This window comes from Streptococcus oralis (assembly GCF_016028255.1).
Classification (GTDB): Bacteria; Bacillota; Bacilli; order Lactobacillales; family Streptococcaceae; genus Streptococcus; species Streptococcus oralis_AC.
The window spans coordinates 1,927,529-1,945,915 of the sequence record NZ_CP065707.1; the positions used below are offsets into that span (position 1 = coordinate 1,927,529).

Annotated in this window: 19 protein-coding genes and 1 riboswitch; of the genes, 2 read left to right on the plus strand and 17 right to left on the minus strand. The window is 42.2% G+C overall.

Going from position 1 to position 18,387, the window contains the following annotated elements; genetic code table 11:
- Positions 1–199: 199 nt before the first annotated feature.
- A complete protein-coding gene (locus I6G42_RS09420; protein WP_038804404.1) occupies positions 200–940 on the minus strand; it encodes a MerR family transcriptional regulator in 741 nt (246 codons plus the stop codon).
- 252 nt (positions 941–1,192) lie between these two features.
- Between I6G42_RS09420 and I6G42_RS09425 the strand changes: the two genes are divergently transcribed.
- Positions 1,193–2,533 (plus strand): sodium-dependent transporter, encoded by a 1,341-nt coding sequence (locus tag I6G42_RS09425; RefSeq protein ID WP_038804467.1) that lies wholly within the window; start codon positions 1,193–1,195, stop codon positions 2,531–2,533.
- 39 nt (positions 2,534–2,572) lie between these two features.
- Here the strand turns inward: I6G42_RS09425 and manA are convergent, their stop codons facing one another.
- The 9 genes from manA to I6G42_RS09470 all read right to left on the minus strand — a co-directional run bounded on the left by manA (position 2,573) and on the right by I6G42_RS09470 (position 11,890).
- Positions 2,573–3,517 (minus strand): mannose-6-phosphate isomerase, class I, encoded by a 945-nt coding sequence (gene manA, locus I6G42_RS09430; RefSeq protein ID WP_038804406.1) that lies wholly within the window; start codon positions 3,515–3,517, stop codon positions 2,573–2,575.
- 119 nt (positions 3,518–3,636) lie between these two features.
- The gene (locus I6G42_RS09435; RefSeq protein ID WP_038804408.1) at positions 3,637–5,076 is read right to left on the minus strand and encodes a 6-phospho-beta-glucosidase; all 1,440 of its coding nucleotides are present in this window, start codon (positions 5,074–5,076) and stop codon (positions 3,637–3,639) included.
- A 246-nt stretch (positions 5,077–5,322) separates the two neighbouring features.
- On the minus strand, positions 5,323–5,901 hold the full coding sequence (locus tag I6G42_RS09440; RefSeq protein ID WP_038804409.1) for a DUF3592 domain-containing protein: 579 nt from the start codon (positions 5,899–5,901) through the stop codon (positions 5,323–5,325).
- Between the two features lie 85 nt (positions 5,902–5,986).
- The gene (locus I6G42_RS09445) at positions 5,987–6,247 is read right to left on the minus strand and encodes a SemiSWEET family transporter (protein WP_001291474.1); all 261 of its coding nucleotides are present in this window, start codon (positions 6,245–6,247) and stop codon (positions 5,987–5,989) included.
- Positions 6,248–6,464: 217 nt separating this feature from the next.
- Entirely contained in the window at positions 6,465–6,812 is a 348-nt protein-coding gene (locus tag I6G42_RS09450) for a VOC family protein (protein ID WP_038804411.1), read from the minus strand.
- Between the two features lie 58 nt (positions 6,813–6,870).
- A complete protein-coding gene (spxB, locus tag I6G42_RS09455) occupies positions 6,871–8,646 on the minus strand; it encodes a pyruvate oxidase (protein ID WP_038804413.1) in 1,776 nt (591 codons plus the stop codon).
- A gap of 213 nt (positions 8,647–8,859) precedes the next feature.
- Complete coding sequence (locus I6G42_RS09460; RefSeq protein ID WP_038804414.1) at positions 8,860–11,103, minus strand: heavy metal translocating P-type ATPase; 2,244 nt, start codon at positions 11,101–11,103, stop codon at positions 8,860–8,862.
- Positions 11,104–11,112: 9 nt separating this feature from the next.
- Complete coding sequence (locus I6G42_RS09465; RefSeq protein ID WP_038804415.1) at positions 11,113–11,484, minus strand: cupredoxin domain-containing protein; 372 nt, start codon at positions 11,482–11,484, stop codon at positions 11,113–11,115.
- A gap of 10 nt (positions 11,485–11,494) precedes the next feature.
- Positions 11,495–11,890 (minus strand): CopY/TcrY family copper transport repressor, encoded by a 396-nt coding sequence (locus I6G42_RS09470; protein WP_038804416.1) that lies wholly within the window; start codon positions 11,888–11,890, stop codon positions 11,495–11,497.
- Positions 11,891–12,073: 183 nt separating this feature from the next.
- Positions 12,074–12,172, plus strand: a riboswitch (TPP riboswitch).
- Positions 12,173–12,256: 84 nt separating this feature from the next.
- Here I6G42_RS09470 and thiD point away from each other — a divergent pair.
- Positions 12,257–13,048, plus strand: coding sequence for a bifunctional hydroxymethylpyrimidine kinase/phosphomethylpyrimidine kinase (thiD, locus tag I6G42_RS09475; RefSeq protein WP_000221727.1), 792 nt, complete (start codon positions 12,257–12,259; stop codon positions 13,046–13,048).
- Positions 13,049–13,094: 46 nt separating this feature from the next.
- Here thiD and thiE read toward each other — a convergent pair whose 3' ends face one another.
- From thiE to I6G42_RS09510, 7 genes are read right to left on the minus strand one after another with little or no spacing between them, the layout of a single operon-like run.
- A complete protein-coding gene (thiE, locus tag I6G42_RS09480; protein WP_038804417.1) occupies positions 13,095–13,727 on the minus strand; it encodes a thiamine phosphate synthase in 633 nt (210 codons plus the stop codon).
- The gene (locus I6G42_RS09485; RefSeq protein ID WP_038804419.1) at positions 13,720–14,523 is read right to left on the minus strand and encodes a hydroxyethylthiazole kinase; all 804 of its coding nucleotides are present in this window, start codon (positions 14,521–14,523) and stop codon (positions 13,720–13,722) included. The genes thiE and I6G42_RS09485 overlap by 8 nt, the downstream gene beginning before the upstream one ends.
- Entirely contained in the window at positions 14,523–15,047 is a 525-nt protein-coding gene (gene thiW, locus I6G42_RS09490; protein ID WP_038804420.1) for an energy coupling factor transporter S component ThiW, read from the minus strand. Before thiW ends, I6G42_RS09485 begins: the two co-directional genes overlap by 1 nt.
- Before the next feature lie 3 nt (positions 15,048–15,050).
- A complete protein-coding gene (gene tenA, locus I6G42_RS09495) occupies positions 15,051–15,743 on the minus strand; it encodes a thiaminase II (protein WP_038804421.1) in 693 nt (230 codons plus the stop codon).
- 10 nt (positions 15,744–15,753) lie between these two features.
- Positions 15,754–16,404: an energy-coupling factor transporter transmembrane component T gene (locus I6G42_RS09500; protein ID WP_038804423.1), complete on the minus strand. Its 651-nt coding sequence runs from the start codon at positions 16,402–16,404 to the stop codon at positions 15,754–15,756.
- 1 nt (position 16,405) lies between these two features.
- Positions 16,406–17,791 carry an ATP-binding cassette domain-containing protein gene (locus I6G42_RS09505; RefSeq protein ID WP_038804424.1) on the minus strand — a complete coding sequence of 462 codons (1,386 nt, stop codon included), beginning with the start codon at positions 17,789–17,791 and terminating at the stop codon, positions 16,406–16,408.
- Positions 17,792–18,352 carry an ECF transporter S component gene (locus I6G42_RS09510; protein WP_038804425.1) on the minus strand — a complete coding sequence of 187 codons (561 nt, stop codon included), beginning with the start codon at positions 18,350–18,352 and terminating at the stop codon, positions 17,792–17,794.
- Between the last annotated feature and the right edge of the window lie 35 nt (positions 18,353–18,387).

Here is an 18,387-nt window from a genome sequence, read left to right on the forward strand (position 1 = left end):
CTGATTTTATCAAGGCGAACTAATCACTCAGAGTTGTCACTACAAAAACTTTAAAAATGAATTTCCCTTTAGCAACAAAGTAAAGAGTCTGGGGCCAGAATGCTTTCCAAAAAGATAACAACTAAAATGACCTGCTCCCTAAAAAGTTAAACAGAAGATTTAGCTTTTTTAGCGGAGCAGGACAAATCTCCAGCGATGCTTATTTTATCTGAGTTTGAACATAGTGGGTAATGACATCTGATGTGTACTGAGCTGTTCCAGGTCCAAATTTGTCAATATTTTCCTTAAACTCTGGGTTGTAGACGTAGCCTTTGCCGATATGACCGAATACTTCAATAGAGCAGTCAAATCCATAAGTACGGATGGCCTGCAAGAGTTTGGCAGCTTGCTCTTGGTTTTCGGCTGCTGTTGCAGCTAGTCCATTTTTAAGGTTTTGAGCTAAAGCTTGAAAAACTTGGTTAAAAGCGGCAGTAGCCTCATCTTCTCTACCATTTTGGCGTTCAAGCGCTTGGTCCATGACTTCCTGTCCATACTTCTCTACCGCTTCTTGGTGGTATTTTTGATTGTCTTGATAGCTAAATCCAGTGAATTTTTCCTCAATCGTCATTTTTCTTTCTCCTTTTTGTTCTTGAATGGTTTTTTGCAAGGTGGAAATCAAGGTATCCAGATGTTCTCTTTCTTGGGTCAAATAGTCCAACTGCCTAGTCAAATGAGGCAATAAATCTGATGTTTCTCCCTTTAATAGCTCTGCTATTTTTTCTAAAGAAAAACCTAGATATTTGTAATACAGAATAACCTGAAGGCGTTCCAAATCCTCCTGACTGTAAGTTCGATAGCCGTTTTCCGACTTTAAGGGAACCAAGAGCCCTATCTTATCGTAGTGGTGCAGGGTCTTGACAGAGACACCTGAAAGCTGCGCAGCTTCTTTTATATGGTACATGATTTCCTCCTTACAAGAAATAGTATAACCCCTCCCCCTAGGTCAGAGTCAAGCGTTTTTGAGAAAAATTTTTAACTTTTTGAGAAAGGTGTGAAAACTTGAAAATGGTTTTCTTGACAGACCTTAGAAAACATGATAGGATAGTCAAGTCTATCAATCAAACAGAAGGCTCATAAAGAGCCATTGAGAGAGGGCTATTTGACAACTCAAGTAGCCTTTTCTTATTTTAAAAAAGAGATTGGAGTTTCAACTATGTCAGAAAAATCGCAATGGGGCTCGAAACTAGGCTTTATCTTAGCATCTGCTGGTTCAGCCATCGGACTTGGAGCCGTTTGGAAATTCCCTTATATGACTGCCGCTAACGGTGGAGGAGGCTTTTTACTAGTCTTTCTCATCTCCACTATTTTAATCGGTTTCCCGCTCCTGCTAGCTGAGTTTGCCCTTGGCCGCAGTGCTGGCGTTTCCGCTATCAAAACCTTTGGAAAACTGGGCAAGAATAACAAGTACAACTTTATCGGTTGGATTGGTGCCTTTGCCCTCTTTATCCTTCTCTCCTTTTACAGTGTCATCGGAGGTTGGATTTTAGTCTATCTGGGTATTGAGTTTGGGAAATTGTTCCACCTTGGTGGAACGGGTGATTATGCTCAGTTATTTACTTCAATCATTTCAAATCCAGCCATTGTCCTTGGAGCTCAAGCAGCCTTTATCTTATTGAATATCTTTATTGTATCACGTGGGGTTCAAAAAGGGATTGAAAGAGCTTCAAAAGTCATGATGCCCCTGCTCTTTATCATCTTTGTTGTGATTATTGGACGCTCTCTCAGCTTGCCAAATGCTATGGAAGGCGTTCTCTACTTCCTCAAACCAGACTTTTCAAAACTGACCAGTGCTGGTCTCCTCTATGCTCTGGGACAATCTTTCTTTGCCCTCTCACTAGGGGTTACAGCCATGCTGACCTATGCATCCTACTTGGACAAGAAAACCAATCTAGTCCAGTCAGGGATTTCCATCGTAGCTATGAACATCTCGGTATCCATCATGGCAGGACTTGCCATTTTCCCAGCCATGTCATCCTTCAATATCCAGTCTGAAGGGGGACCAAGCCTGCTCTTTATCGTCTTGCCTCAACTCTTTGACAAGATGCCTTTTGGAACTATTTTCTACATCCTCTTCCTCTTGCTCTTCCTCTTTGCGACGGTTACTTCTTCTGTCGTGATGCTGGAGATCAATGTGGGCAATATCACCAATCAGGACAACAGCAAGCGTGGCAAATGGAGTGCCATTTTAGGAATCTTGACCTTTATCTTTGGAATTCCTTCAGCCCTTTCTTACGGTGTTATGGCGGATGTTCACATCTTTGGGAAGACTTTCTTTGATGCTATGGACTTCTTGGTTTCCAATCTCCTCATGCCATTTGGAGCCCTCTGCCTTTCTCTCTTTACAGGCTATATCTTTAAGAAGACCCTTGCCATTGAGGAACTGCATCTTGATGAAAGAGCATGGAAACAAGGACTTTTCCAAGTCTGGCTCTTCCTCCTTCGCTTAATCATTCCAATCATCATCATTGTGGTCTTCATCGCCCAATTTATGTAATCAAAAAGGACTTGAGTAGTAAACTCAGGCCCTTTCTTTTTATGGATGGCTAACAATCAATTCCAAACCTTGTCCTTCCAAAGTCCAAGCTTCAACATCACTTGGTAGGATAAAGTGGCTGCCTTTTTGGATTGGATAGTTTGTCCCATCAACAGACAGTTGACCTTGACCAGCTAAGACGCTGAACAAGCTGTAGTCAGCTGTCTTTTCAAAGTCAACTTTTCCAGTGATTTCCCACTTGTAAACGGCGAAGAAATCATTGGATACAAGGAGAGTGGAACGTAAATCATCTGCTTTGACAGTTACAGGACGGCTATTGGCAGGCTCTCCAATATTCAAGACATCGATAGATTTTTCAAGATGAAGTTCACGCAAGTTGCCCTTGTCGTCCTTACGGTCAAAGTCATAAACACGGTAAGTGGTATCGCTAGACTGCTGGGTTTCAAGAATCAAGATACCTGCTCCGATAGCGTGCATGGTACCGCTTGGTACATAGAAGAAATCTCCAGCCTTAACCGGCACTTTTGTCAGTAGTGCATCCCAGTTTTTGTCCTCGATTTGCTGGCGGAGTTCTTCTTTTGATTTGGCATTGTGACCATAGATAATCTCTGAACCTTCATCCGCAGCGATGATGTACCAGCACTCTGTTTTTCCGAGTTCGCCTTCATGTTCTAGACCATAGGCATCGTCTGGATGAACTTGGACACTGAGCCAATCGTTGGCATCGAGAATTTTGGTCAAGAGTGGAAATACAGGTTCTGGACGATTGCCAAACAATTCTCGGTGTTCCGCATACAAAGTAGCAAGGTCTGTTCCCTCGTAGCAACCATTGGCTACCTTTGAAACTCCATTTGGGTGAGCTGAGATAGCCCAGTATTCTCCGATTTTTTCACTTGGGATGTCGTAGCCAAACTCATCACGTAGCTTGGTTCCGCCCCAGATTTTTTCATGCATGACTGATTGTAAAAATAATGGTTCTGACATCTTATTCTCCTGTCTATTTTTCTTCCCTCATTATAGCAAAAAGCCTGATCTAATTGAACTCTTTTTCACATCTTATAAAGTAGGGAGAAGATTTTATAAAAATAGTGAACAAATGTGCTCTACTTAATACTTGCACCATTGCTGGCAATGACATCCTTGTACCAGTAGAAGGATTTCTTCTTGCTCCGCTTGAGACTTCCATGACCTGCATTATCACGATCCACATAGATAAAGCCATATCGCTTGTTCATTTCGCCTGTTCCAGCCGAAACCAGATCAATACAACCCCAAGTCGTATAACCAAGCAGGTCAACTCCATCTTGGTATATGGCATCCCGCATAGTCTTGATGTGGGCTTCTAGATAAGCAATCCGATAGTCATCCGCTATATAACCATTTTCATCTGGCGTGTCTATAGCGCCAAGCCCATTTTCTACGATGAACATAGGCTTTTGGTAGCGATCCCAGATGGCATTGAGGGTGATACGAAGCCCCAGTGGGTCAATCTGCCACCCCCATTCTGAGGATTCCAGATAAGGATTCTTGATAGAGGCAAAGACATTTCCAGCAGTCAGATCCCTCACTTCTGGATCGCCTGAAGCCACTCGACTCGCATAGTAAGAGAAGGAAACAAAGTCAACAGTGTGATTCTTTAACAAATCTAAATCTTCTGTCGTCATTTCAATCTTAATTCCCTCACGCTCCCACTGCTTCTTGGCATAGTTTGGGTATTCCCCGCGTGCTTGAACATCAATGAAAAAGTAACTCTTACGGTCTTCTTCCATGGCTGCCCAGTAGTCTCCCGGGTGGGCAGTGTTAGGATAATATTGCCCTGCTGCCAACATACATCCCACCTTGTTTTCTGGATCAATTTCGTGAGCAATTTTAGTCGCCATAGCCGAGGCTACCAGCTCATTGTGGGCTGCTTGGTATTTGACCTGTTCTTGATTTTCTCCTTCTTCAAAACAAATCCCAGCTCCTAAAAAAGGTGCATGCAGAATCATATTGATTTCGTTGAAGGTGAGCCAGTACTTGACCAAGCCCTTGTAACGGGTAAAGAGGGTGCGACAAAGATTTGCGTAAAAGGCCAATATGCGACGATCGCGCCAACCACCGTACTCAGTAATCAGGTGCATTGGACAGTCGAAATGCGTAATAGTCACCAGAGGTTCAATCCCATACTTGTGACATTCCTTAAACAGATCCTCATAAAAGGCTAGACCAGCTTCATTTGGCTCCGCTTCGTCACCTTGAGGAAAAATCCGAGTCCAAGCGATGGAAAACCGATAAGTTTTAAAGCCCATTTCTGCAAAAAGCGCAATATCTTCCTTATAATGATGGTACATATCAATGGCTTCTTTTGCTGGGTAAAAATAGCCCTCCTCAAATGAAAACATCTTTTTCTGACCTATGATTATGGCTTCACGATCTGGACCAATCGGTACCACATCCACATTAGCAAGACCTCGACCGTCCTGATTATATGCACCCTCACATTGATTAGCTGCCGTTGCACCACCCCAGAGGAACCCTTCTGGAAAAGTTAGTTTTTCAGTCATATCTCTATCCACTTTCTTATTTTACTGCTTCATTTACTTATATTATACCCCAATATCCAGACCTTTACTTGTGAAATACTGCGGAATAATGATACTATTATATGATTCCATTTAATCCGACAAATTTTCAGGGTTCGATTTTTTAAAGAATTCCTCTTCAAAGATTTCTTCAGCAAAAAACGATTCTATGTATAAACATAGAACCGTATGATGGAAAGTTGAGCTTTGGAACAAAATAATCAACTTCTATTTGACAAGATTTGGAAGGACAAACATGATGTAAACAGCTGAAACAAGCATCATTAGAATAAGAAGATAGACTGATAATTTAGTCAGCCATAAAAATCGACCTAGCTTTAACGGTCTTTCCACATAAGAAAGTTTAGGTTTGTTCGGATCATAGTAAACAGTAACCTTTCCGCCGATTGGGAAGCGCTCCATAAGTGGTGATTTTGTTACAGAAATGAAACTATTTCGCCGTACCTGATACCTTAACACTTGTGGAATTTCTCCATTATCGAAACCTTCCAACTTTACTTCAGAAACGATAGAATTAAGTGGTGTTGCAACTGTTTTTGATACGCTAGAAAGAAATTTTGGTCCCACTACCTTATACTGATTCCCGTCAACAGTGTATTCTACAACTGGGAGACTAACATCGTTATAAAGAAATGCAGAATATCTTGTGATTTTTCCTTCAGTTTTTTCAGTACATTTTTTATCATCTAAATAACTACTAAAAATCAACTCATTGAACATAAAATACGTAAAGGCAGCAAACGCTAATATCATACAGCCAAATAATAAAAAGAAACTCGTCGACATCTTGATTCACTCCTAAACTTTCGTTAGGCTTCTATTTTAACAGAATATAAAAAAGGATACAAGAATACTAACTATTTTAAACTTTTTAAACCAAAGCTGTGATAGCCGTTACTAGGCCAAAAACGATACCTGGCGCATTAGCAGCCGCAAGTGGAATATCTCTTTCCTTTTTGAAAAGACCGTAGTAAACCCATAGACTACAGTTGATGGCTGCGACCAAGGGCTGGATGAAGTTTCCTTTTTGACCAGCCAAGTTATTCATGATTTGTGGGAAGTAAGAGACATACATCATAACGGACATGAAAGTCGCTACCCAACCCAAAATTTTCATTTGTTTTTCAGACATTTTCAAAACCTCTTTCATTTTTATGAATCATATTTTATAATCTTTTTTCAAAACAATCAAGACTTTGAAGCTTTTGTTATGAAGATGTAAACTATCACAATCTTGTGATAAGAAAGAGGAAACAGAAAAAGACCGGATTACTCCGATCTTTTAATAATTCACATTCTCAATTTCTGTTTTAAAAATAGCTAAGGTTAACGTCAAATGACAACGCGCCCTATTTCATACGATAAAAATCAAGCACTAGATCAGCAGGGCCTTTAACAAGCAAGGAATCTGTTCCCCAATCCGTTTCACAAGGACCGTGTAAAATCTCGACACCAATCTCTTTCAACCGTTGGTAGTTCTGATCTACATCCTCAACCTCGATATGAAGAATGATTCCTGACTGAAAGTTTTCCAAAGGAACCAAATGATTTTGGGACAACATGAGACAGTGACTGCCAATCGTGAACTGCGCAAAATTATCATCAACATAATCAGCTTTTTTATCCAAAATACGCTCCAAGTCAGCACAGACTTGGGGAACATCTGAAACGATAATATCTATTTGATTTAAATTCATTTACTATCCTCCATAAAAAGACCGGATTACTCCGATCTTTTTAAGTTCCACGAAGGAATTATTTAATTACGCGTGATTGCAAACCTTCTTCTTCCAAGAAGAGGCGGAATGGTACGAGTTCTTCTGCTTCGTATTTTTCCTTGAAGGCTTTGATTGCTTCTTCTGAGTGAAGTTTTGGATCCAATTCAAGTACTTCTACTGGAAGTGGACGGTGTTGAGTGATGCGAGCATCGATCACAACAGTTTTACCTTCTTTATTGAGTTTCACAGCTTCTGCAACAACTGCGTCGATGTCTTCGATACGATCAACTGTAAATCCAACAGCTCCTTGAGCTTCAGCGATTTTCGCGTAGTCCGCGTTAGGGAAGTCACAACCAAACAAGTGTTTGTTTGTGTCTTCGTATTTGTCCTTGATGAAGGCATATTTACCATTTGAGAAGACAACGTTGATAACTGGAAGGTCGTATTGAACGTTTGTGATAACGTCTGGGTAACACATGTTGAATGCACCGTCACCCATGATGTTCCATACTTGGCGATCTGGATTGTCTTTCTTAGCAGCGATACCACCAGGAAGGGCAATACCCATTGTCGCAAAGAGTGGAGATGTACGCCACATATTCTTAGGTGTCATGTGAAGGTGACGAGTAGATGTTTGAGTAGTGTCACCTACGTCGATTGAGTAGATAGCGTCTTGGTCAGCATGTTTGTTAATGGCATTGTAAACTTGATACAATTGCAATTCACCCTCAGTTTTACCTTCGAGTTTGTTCATGTAATCACGCCAGTTTTGGTTGTTCTTCACGTTTGCACGCCACCATGGAGTAGACTCAACTGGGTTTACCTTGTCAAGGATTGCTTTCGCTGCTTGACCTGCATCACCAAGGATAGAAGCATCAAGGGCATGACGTTTACCAAGTTTGTAAGGATCGATGTCCACTTGGATGAATTTTTCAGTGTTCTTGAAGGCTTCGTAAACTTCAGCAAATGGGAAGTTTGAACCAAGGAAAAGAACTGTGTCTGCTTCGAAGACCACTTCGTTGGCTGGTTTCCAACCAACACGGTAAGCAGAACCTGTCAAACCTTCATAGTTCCACTCAAAGGCTTCAAAGTTTTTACCAGTTGTGATGATTGGTGCTTTAATTTTACGTGACAATTCAGTAATCACTTCACCAGCTTTGACACCACCGTAACCAGCGTAAATAACTGGACGCTCAGCATTGTTCAAGATTTCAACAGCTTTGTCGATTTCAACTTCGTTCAAGGCAGGAGCGATAAATGAACGCTCGTATGAACCTGATCCATAGTATGAGTTTTCGTCGATTTCTTGGAAACCGAAGTTTACTGGGATTTCAACAACAGCTGGACCTTTTTTAGAAACTGCGGCACGGCAAGCTTCGTCGATTACTTTTGGTAATTGCTCAGCGTAAGCTACACGTTTGTTGTAAACAGCGATACCGTTGTACATTGGGTTTTGGTTCAATTCTTGGAAGGCATCCATATTGAGTTCGTTAACAGGACGTGATCCAAGGATAGCAAGGAATGGAGTGTTATCCATAGCTGCATCGTAAACACCGTTAATCAAGTGAGTCGCACCTGGACCACCTGAACCAACTGCAACCCCAATTGAGCCGCCGAATTTAGCTTGCATAACCGCTGCAAGAGCACCTGTTTCTTCGTGGCGAACTTGCAAGAAGCGGATATCTTTGTCTTCAGCCAAAGCGTCCATCAATGAGCTGAGTGTTCCTGATGGGATACCGTAGATTGTGTCTACGCCCCATGTTTTCAATACATTAAGCATTGCTGCAGATGCAGTAATTTTCCCTTGAGTCATAATGATAACTCTCCTTCAAAATAATTTCATACATTTACAAAAAGCGCTTTTATATGTTGTTTGAAAGCGATTCAGTAAATTTACAATCCTAATTTACCACATTTACTTTGAGTATCCTAAGAATGTGCTCAGAAGTTTGCATTCTCTATTACAGCACAGATTGAAAACGCTTCAGAAAACTGTTTTATAATAAAAAAGCGAGCAAGCTCGCTTTTAGTCTATTTTACTAAAGTTTAGCATGAGTGAACTGGTCAAAACAGATACAGAACTAAAGGCCATAGCTAGACCAGCCAGTTCTGGATTGAGGGCTAATCCAATTCCTGAAAAGACTCCTGCTGCAATCGGAATTCCGGCGACATTGTAGATAAAGGCCCAGAAAAGATTGAGCAGAATTCGATTGAAGGTTTTCTTGCTCATGTCAAAGGCACGAACGACTCCTAGGAGGTTATTAGTTGTCAACACCAAATCTGCTGACTCGATGGCAATATCTGTTCCAGCTCCCATAGCAATCCCCACATCTGCTACACTGAGGGCAGGAGCGTCATTGATACCATCACCAACAAAGGCTACTTTTCCAGCTGATTGTAGTTTATGGATTTCATGGGCTTTTTCTTCTGGCAAGACACCTGCAATGACCTCTTCGATTCCGATCTGATCGGCAATAGCACGCGCCACGCCAGCATTATCCCCTGTCAGCATGACTGTTTTAAGTCCACGTTTTTTCAGCTGACTGATGGCTAGCTTGGCATTTTCCTTGGGGATATCTTGCAGGGCAAGCAAGCCTTTGATTTCATTGTCAACAGCCAAGTAGACAACTGTCTTAGCTTCTTTTTCCAATTCTTCTAGTTTTTCTTGATAAGTGCTAGAAATGTTCATGCCATCCAGCATTTTAGCATTTCCAAGCAGAACTTGTTTTCCATTGATTTGCCCTGAAACACCTTTTCCGTGCAAGGCTTGGAAATTTTCCACAGTTTGAATCTCAAGCCCAGCTTCACTCGCTCGCTTGACAATGGCCTCAGCCAGTGGGTGTTGGGAAGCTTCTTCCAAGGAGGCTGCCAATCCAAGCACTTCTACTTCGTTGCCGATGATATCTGTTACCACAGGTTTCCCTTCCGTCAAAGTCCCGGTCTTATCAAAGACAATAGTTTGAACTTTCTGGATTTCCTGTAAGACGGTTCCATTCTTGAGGAGAACCCCCATTTTGGCACTGCGACCTGTCCCCACCATAAGAGCTGTCGGTGTTGCAAGACCCAAGGCACAAGGGCAGGCGATAATCAAAACAGCCACTCCATAGAGAAGAGAAGAGACAAAACTCGCTCCAAGCACGACTACACTATCCCTGAGCAAGACGAACCAAACCCAAAAGGTCACAATCCCTAAAATGACAACCGCTGGTACAAAAATCCCTGAAACCTTATCCGTCAAATCCTGAATTGGTGCTCGGCTGGTCTGGGCTTTCTTCACAAAGTCCACAATCTGTGCCAAGACAGTCTCTGAACCAACTTTTTCTGCTTTAAAAACAAGCGTTCCGCTATTATTGATGGTTGAGCCAATGACGGTATCTCCAACTGTTTTGTCTACCGGCAGGCTCTCACCTGTCACCATAGACTCATCAATACTGGACACACCTTCGACTACAACCCCATCAACCGCAATCTTTTCACCGGGACGCACTCGAATCAGGTCACCTACCTTGACTTGGTCCAAGGGGATTTGAACATAGCTATCATCACGCAAGACTTCTGCAGTTTTAGCCTGCAAGTCAAGTAATTTCTCCACAGCTTGGGAAGTATTTTTTCGCATTTTTTCCTCAAAAACGGCTCCCAAAAGAACGAAGAAGAAGATAAATGCAGCACTTTCAAAGTAAACGGGGAGACCAGCGAAGAGGGCAACTAAGCTATAGAAATAGGCCACTAGGGTTCCCAGAGCAACCAGGGTATCCATGTTGGCATTGTGCTTTTTAAAGCTGGCCCAAGCACTCTGGATATAAGGACCACCTGCTACTAGCATGATGGGTGTTGTGGCTAAAAAGGTGCCCCAACGCATGACTTGGTGACTAATTCCTCCTGTCGACATCCCAATCATGATAATCACAAGAGGCAGGGTAAAGATACTAGTAATCCAAAAACGTTGCAAAAGTGACAAAGATTTTCGAGTCTTCTCAACTACGGTATAACTTCCCTTTTGCATCTTCATACCACATGAGAATGCATGCTCACCCAACTCTTGAGGTGTAAAACGAATTGTCTTCTCTTCATCTACGCTGATTGGTTCCAAGATGCCTTCTTCTTCAAACAGAATTTCCTTATAACAGTTTGAAGGTGTCACACGGTGAAAGGTGATCTCAGCAGGAACTCCTTTTTGCAGTTGAATGTGGGCTGGATGGTAGCCTTTGTCTGCCGTGATACGGATTTTTTGAACACCATTTTCAAGACTTGCTTTTACGATTTCAGTCATATCATTCTCCTATTCTACAATCATCTTACCGTGCATCATATTCATGCCACAAGAGAAACCATACTCTCCAGCCTGTTCAGGTGTGATTTCCACTACATACTCTTCACCCATAGGCAAGTCCGCATGCACTCCAAAATCTGGGAAAACAATCTGATCTAGGCAGGGTGAAGGGTCCTTGCGGTCAAAGACGATACGGGCTGGCACTGATTTCTTAAGAATAATCAACTCAGGCGTATAGCCCCCTTTGACTTCCACTCGAATCTCTTGGTAGCCCTTTTTTTGCTGGGCCTTTTGTTCAGATTTTTCAGGCTTTTTGAAAAACCAAAACAAGATAAACGCGATAAGGGCAATACAAATAATGGTTACAATACTATTTAACATGACGTCTCCTTTACATACAATTACATTTTACTTCCGCAACTGCGCTAGCTTTTTTCTTAGAAATCACAGCTTCCAAATCTTCCAAGTCAGCCTGAGTAAAATCACATTCAGCAATCAAATCAGCCAACAAGTTCTTAATCCTACGAGAACAAACCTTGTCCTTGATATCTTGGACAAGTAAATCCCGACTTTGGTCCAAAGTTAAAAGGGCTGAATAGACAAAGAACTTGCCTTCTTTTTTCCTTGTCAGACACTCTTTCTCAACCAAACGAGCCAAAAGAGTTTGAATGGTCGACTTGGACCAGTCGAACCGTTCCGCTAAAACCCTGATCAAATCGCTACTGGTCTGCTCGCCCTGCATCCAAATGATCTTCATAACCTGCCATTCTGCATCTGAAATCTGCATAATCACACCTCCTAAATCTACATTTGTCGATTACAGTTATTAGTATACTCCGAAAATCTACATTTGTCAACTATAATTTTTATTATTTTTTCGAAAAATAGAATTCTAATCATGTAACGAGAGATTTGCAGTCAAATTTTACTATATAAACTATAAAAATATGCTATACTGTAGAAAAAAGAAAACAACCACTAGGGGTGCGTAAAGCTGAGATTAACGACTGTTAGATCCCTTTGACTCAATCTAGGTAATGCTAGCTGATGGAAGTGGAAATGATAATGTCGACTACCCAGTCTTCTATTGCTTTCCTCAAACAGACTTACTTGTTCTTAAGAATACAAACTTCAGTTGGTTGGGAGGTTTTAGATGACTTATTTACCCGTTGCTCTGACCATTGCTGGAACTGACCCTAGTGGCGGTGCTGGCATTATGGCTGACTTAAAGTCATTCCAAGCGAGAGATGTTTATGGAATGGCCGTTGTGACCAGCCTTGTCGCTCAAAATACCAGAGGCGTTCAATTAATCGAGCACGTCTCCAACCAAATGTTGGAAGCTCAATTGGAGAGTGTCTTTTCGGATATCAAGCCCCAGGCTGTAAAAACTGGTATGTTAGCAACTACTGAAATCATGGAGATTATCCAACCCTATCTTAAAAAACTGGACTGCCCCTACGTGCTGGACCCTGTTATGGTCGCAACAAGCGGTGATACCCTGATAGATACTAGTGCGAGAAGCTACCTAAAAACAAACCTGCTTCCCCTTGCGACTATTATTACACCCAATCTTCCTGAGGCAGAAGAAATTGTTGGTTTCTCAATTCATAATCCAGAAGACATGCAACGTGCCGGTCGCCTGATTTTAAAAGAATTTGGTCCTCAGTCTGTGGTAATCAAAGGTGGTCATCTCGAAGGCGGTGCCAAGGATTTCCTCTTTACCAAGGAGGAGCAATTTGTCTGGGAAAGTCCTCGAATTCAAACCTGTCATACCCATGGTACTGGATGTACCTTTGCTGCTGTGATTACGGCTGAACTTGCCAAGGGCAGAAGTCTTTATCAGGCAGTGGATAAGGCCAAGGCCTTTATCACAAAAGCCATCCAAGACGCTCCTCAACTCGGTCATGGTTCTGGTCCAGTCAACCATACAAGTTTTAAAGATTAAGAAAAACTCTCTAGTTCCCGCTTTAAGGGAATTAGAGAGTTTTTGATTAGGAAATAATGTCATCCAGCTTTGTTAAAAAGGCTTGCGTTTTTGCCTCTATATCTTCTGCTTGCATCAGATCCCTGACGACAGCTACACCAGCTATACCAGTTGCAGCAAGCTGGTCAATATTCTCTGACGTCAAGCCTCCAATAGCAACTACTGGAATGGAGACCGTTTGGCAAATGGTTTTCAAGGTTGAAATCAGGGTGATGGGTGCATTTTCTTTGGTCGTAGTCGGGAAAATGGCTCCTGTTCCCAAGTAATCCGCACCCGATGTTTCCGCCTCAAGAGCCCTTTTTACTGTTTTAGCAGTAACACCGAGGATTTTTTCAGGACCCAAGACTTGGCGGGCAACCGAAACTGGTAGTTCATCGTCGCCAATATGCAAACCTGCAGCATCGACTGCAAGACAGATATCCAACCGATCATCGATAATTAAGGGGACTTGGTAGGCATCTGTTATTTCCTTGACTTGTTTTGCCAGTTGATAGTATTGATTGGTGGTGAGGTTTTTTTCTCGTAGTTGGATGATGGTAACACCTGAACGGCAGGCCGTCTCAACTTTTTCAAGAAAGCTTTCCAAGGAATCTTGGTAGCGATTGGTTACCAGATACAGTCTAAGTGCTTCTCTATTCATAAAAGTCTCCTTTGATTGCTTTTAGCCAGTTTTCATCTCTTTTTAGGAGAGAGAGTTGATTGAGAACTTGGTAACGAAAATCTTCCAATCCCATTCCTTGAACAAGAATTCTCTCGGCAGAAATATTGAGATAAGAAACCGCTAGGCAAGAAGCTTCAAAGGCAGTCTTTCCTTGGCTGAGAAAAACAGCTGTCAAGGCTCCAACCAAGTCTCCCGTCCCTGTTATCCAGTCTAATTCTGCACAGCCATTCCTCAATACAGCAACTTGATTTTCTGAAACGATGAGGTCCTTGGGACCCGTGACTAAGAATGACATACCAGGATAAAGCTGACACCAGTCTTTCAAGACTTGAAGCAAATCCTCAGTTTCTTGATCTTTAGAACTCGCATCAACCCCAACTCCATGGTGCTTTAAACCAACAAGACTTCGGATTTCCGACATATTTCCTTTAAGGACCGTGGGCTTGTATTCTAAAAGATCTCTGACTAGTCCCTTACGAATGGATGACGCTGATACACCAACCGCATCTACTACCATTGAGAGAGAAGCTTGATTTGCATAAGAAGCTGCCATACGGATTGCTTTCTCCTTCTCAGCTGACAAATGCCCCAAATTGATGAAGAGAGCTTGGCTTTGTTTGGTAAAATCAAGAACCTCACGGGGATCATCTGCCATGACAGGTTTGCATCCCAGAGCTAAAATCCCATTTGCCAGCATCTCACAAGAAATCTCATTGGTGATACAGTGAATCAAGGAACTGGTTGCCAGAGGGAAAGGATTTGTAAATGCCTGCATCAGTCTATCCTTTCTCCAAAGAAATATCCCTGCACTTTTTTAAAGAATTCCTGCTTGATTAAAAATCGAAAGGCAAGAAAAGCTATGGCTGTACCGATCAAGGTCGCTCCGAAAAATCTCGGAGTATAGATAAACCAGCTGAGCTTGGCCGCAGATCCTGTAAAGAGAACCATGACAGGATAGGAAACAATAGAACCGATAATCCCTGTTCCCAAGATTTCTCCTAGGGCAGAATAGTGAAATTTCCGACCATACTTATAAAAGAGACCTGCAAGGAGGGCTCCAAAAGTAGCTCCTGTAAGAGCCAAAGGTGGAATCCCTTGAGTCGTCATACGGATAAAGGCTGTGACTGTAGCCATAGCTAAAGCATAAACAGGTCCCATCAAGATCCCTGCAAGAATGTTGACTACACTAGACATTGGTGCCATTCCTTCAATTCGAAAAATGGGTGTAAGAACTACGTCAAGGGCAATCATCATGGATAAAATGGTTAATTTGTGAACTTGTAGTTGGTGGTTTCTCATTTTCTATTTCTTCTCTTTTTCTAAGGACTGCAAATCACTCGTCCAGGTTTGATGTTGGTAAGCCATCTCCCAAAACTTAGCTTCCATGTGGACACTTCGGTGGAAGGCCTCTAGCATTTTTTGTTTGTCTGTCTCGTTACTTTCGCGATAGAGCTGATTAACTAGGGCTTCTTCCTCTTTAATCTGCTGTTCTAACTCATCGGTGATATAGGTTTCAATCCACTGTTGATAAAGAGGATTCGGGGATGGTTTTCGATTAAGTTCCTTGCCCAAATCATGGTATAACCAAGGACATGGGAGCAAACTAGCAAAAGCAATGCCCAAGTTTGGCTCTGCAAATTGACGATAAATATGAGAAATGTAATGATAACAGGTTGGAGCAATTGGTTGTTCGTCCATTTCCTGGTCGCTGATTCCTAATTCCTTGAAAAATTGTTGGCGGATAAACAACTCACCCTCCACTAGACTCTGAGCATTTTGTTTCAAGAGTCTTTTCATCTCCTCGTTTGAAGTCTTATCAGCCAAGAGGTGATAGGCTTCTGAAAAAGACTTCAGATAGTAGGCATCCTGAATCAGGTAATAGCGGAAAATAGAAGGTTCTAAATTTCCCTCTTGTAACTGTAAAACAAAGGGATGGTTAAAGGAAGCCTGCCAAGCTTCCCTGGATAATTCCATCGCAATATCTGTAAATTCCATAATAACTCCTTTATAAAAATAGACTGGTTTGAAGCAATAAAAAGAAAAGTAGGTAGATCAATTTTGTCCTCTGAGAAATATAAAAAGTCCGATAACTATTCTCCAACTGTGCATGCTCGTCATATCCATGCGCAGATAGAGCTCTCAGGTAGAGATGGCGCCACCTAAAGACCGTCATCAGAACCTTGCTGTAAATCAAGGGAAACCAAAAATGCAATTTTTGACCACGCAGTAAGCACGCTTCCTTGAGGGACCTGATTTCTTGCTGAATGAGGGGAAAGGAATTGAATACCACAATCAAGGCATAGGCCCAAGACCGTGATAACCCCTTTTGAGCCAAGTACAATAAAAGCTCTTTTAAGGAAATACTGGAAACAAAGACAAGGCCGATACAAACCGTCACAAAAGCTCTCGTCCCAAGTATCACTGCCTGCGAAGCATCCCCGTGTAACTGTACTGCCCAGTAATTGGCAAAAGATGGTAAAATGGCGAGCACAAGCATCCAAGTCAACATCTTAAATCGACGGTAGTAGAGCATAAAGAGAATGCAAAATGCGACTACCGAAAGATTAAGAGCAATCGAAGGAAGGAAAGATGTTTCCAAGGATAAAATTAGCAAGAAAAGACTGAGTATCGGTGTCTGGGTTGCGACTTTGATCATACTACCTCACCTCCCCTTGACCATTGCTACTCAGAAAACTGAGAGGTTTGCTGATTGTCATGTCTTTCACATGACTGAGACCCTCACTAGTCATCCCGATCCAATAATCAACCACAGAGATCAAGGGATCTAAACGATGGCTAATGATCAAAAAACTTCTCCCTTGATTTCTGTCCTCCAAAATCCACTGGCAAAAATAATGACAAGCTCTATCATCCAAACCTGCAAAAGGTTCATCTAGCAAGATCACAGAAGCCTTGCTAGTCAAGATGGTCAATAGCTGAAGAATCTTTTGCTGACCGCCACTTAATTGATAAGGACTCTTATCGAGTGCCTGCTCCAAATTAAAAAATTGTAATGCTTGGAGAATCCGCTGATTTCTTTCGGAGTCTGGACCATCTAATTGCAGTTCCTCTCGCAGACTGACTCGGATAAACTGCTTCTCAGCCTCCTGAACAACACCCGTCAGGTCACGATACAAACTCTTTTTCTTTTTGAGAACCAATCCCTTCCAAGTAATGCGCCCCTTATACTTTTGAAATTGGAGAATGGAGCGAAAGAGGGTTGATTTCCCGACACCATTGTCACCCAGGACACAGGAAATCCCTTGGTAAAATGTGAAATCCGCAATCGAAAAGAGGGGGCGATTCCCCAGCTCACAAGTCACACGGTCCATATGGAATAATTCTGGGCTAGAGGCAACTTTCTTTGAAGCAACCTGTGTCATCTCAGAGGTAGGGATTTGAAACACTTCTCTTAGTTGTCCCTCTCTCAGCTCCACCATATGGTCAATGTAGGCTCCATAATCCGTTAAATCATGGTCGCACAGGATGACTGTCTTCCCATTAGAGACCAACTCCTTTAGAATCTCTAGGATCTCTATCCTACTCTTTCGGTCAATGGAAGCGAAGGGTTCATCTAAGAGATAGACCCTAGGATTCATGGCAAAGAGAACAGCCAAAGCAGCTTTTTGCTTTTCCCCACCTGATAAGTGATGAATGGGACGGTGTAAAATCGCCTTGCAGCGACATTGCCAGACCACCTCTGCTATTTTAGCATCAATCTCTTGGAGGGGATGCCCGATATTCTCCAAGGTAAAAATCAGTTCCTCAAACAAATTCTCCATGGTAAATTGATGATTGGGATTTTGAAAGAGCATACCAACCGTCTGAACACGTTCAACGGTAGAAAGCTGACTGACTCGGCTTCCATCTATCAGGACTTGACCACTATAGGGAAGAGAACTGACTTGAGCAATGATTTGAAAGAGACTGGATTTTCCTGAACCGCTGCTCCCAACTAACAAGGTAAAAGCTTGCGCATGAAAAGTAAAATTAATCGGCTCCGAAAAGATTGGGGACTGAATCCCCCGTAGTTCCAGCCCCATCTACGCCTTTCCTCCGGCTGCAAACTGATGATAGAGTTTGACAATGGCACGAACCAAGATGGTACAGAAGAAAAAGACGGAAATAAAACGCACCACAAGCAAGGAAAGGACAAAAGGAAGAGAAAAGGCATAGTAACCTAACTTAATGTATTCATAGACAAAGCTAACAAGCGTAATCCCAATACTATTGGCAGTTAGAGAGAGCCAACTTTCATAGCGATTCTTGGTCACAAGAAAACCAAGTTCACTTCCCAAACCTTGAACCAAGCCAGACAAAAGGGCACCTAGACCGAATTGGCTACCATAAAGGACTTCAGCAAGCGCAGCAAGCACTTCTCCAATCGTCGCGCTTCCGACTCTTGGAACAAAGATAGCCGCAATGGGCGCAGCCATACACCAGAGACCAAAGAGGATTTCATTGGCAAAGGCCTGCAAACCAAGAGGGGCCAAGATCAGGGTGAGGATATCAAATAGATATCCTGAACCCACAAAAACGCCACCAAAAAAGATAGACAAGAAAGCAAGTAAGATAACATCTTTTAACTGCCATTTTTTCAACATAAAAAACTCCTTTTTTAAAGAAAAGTGGGGCATTC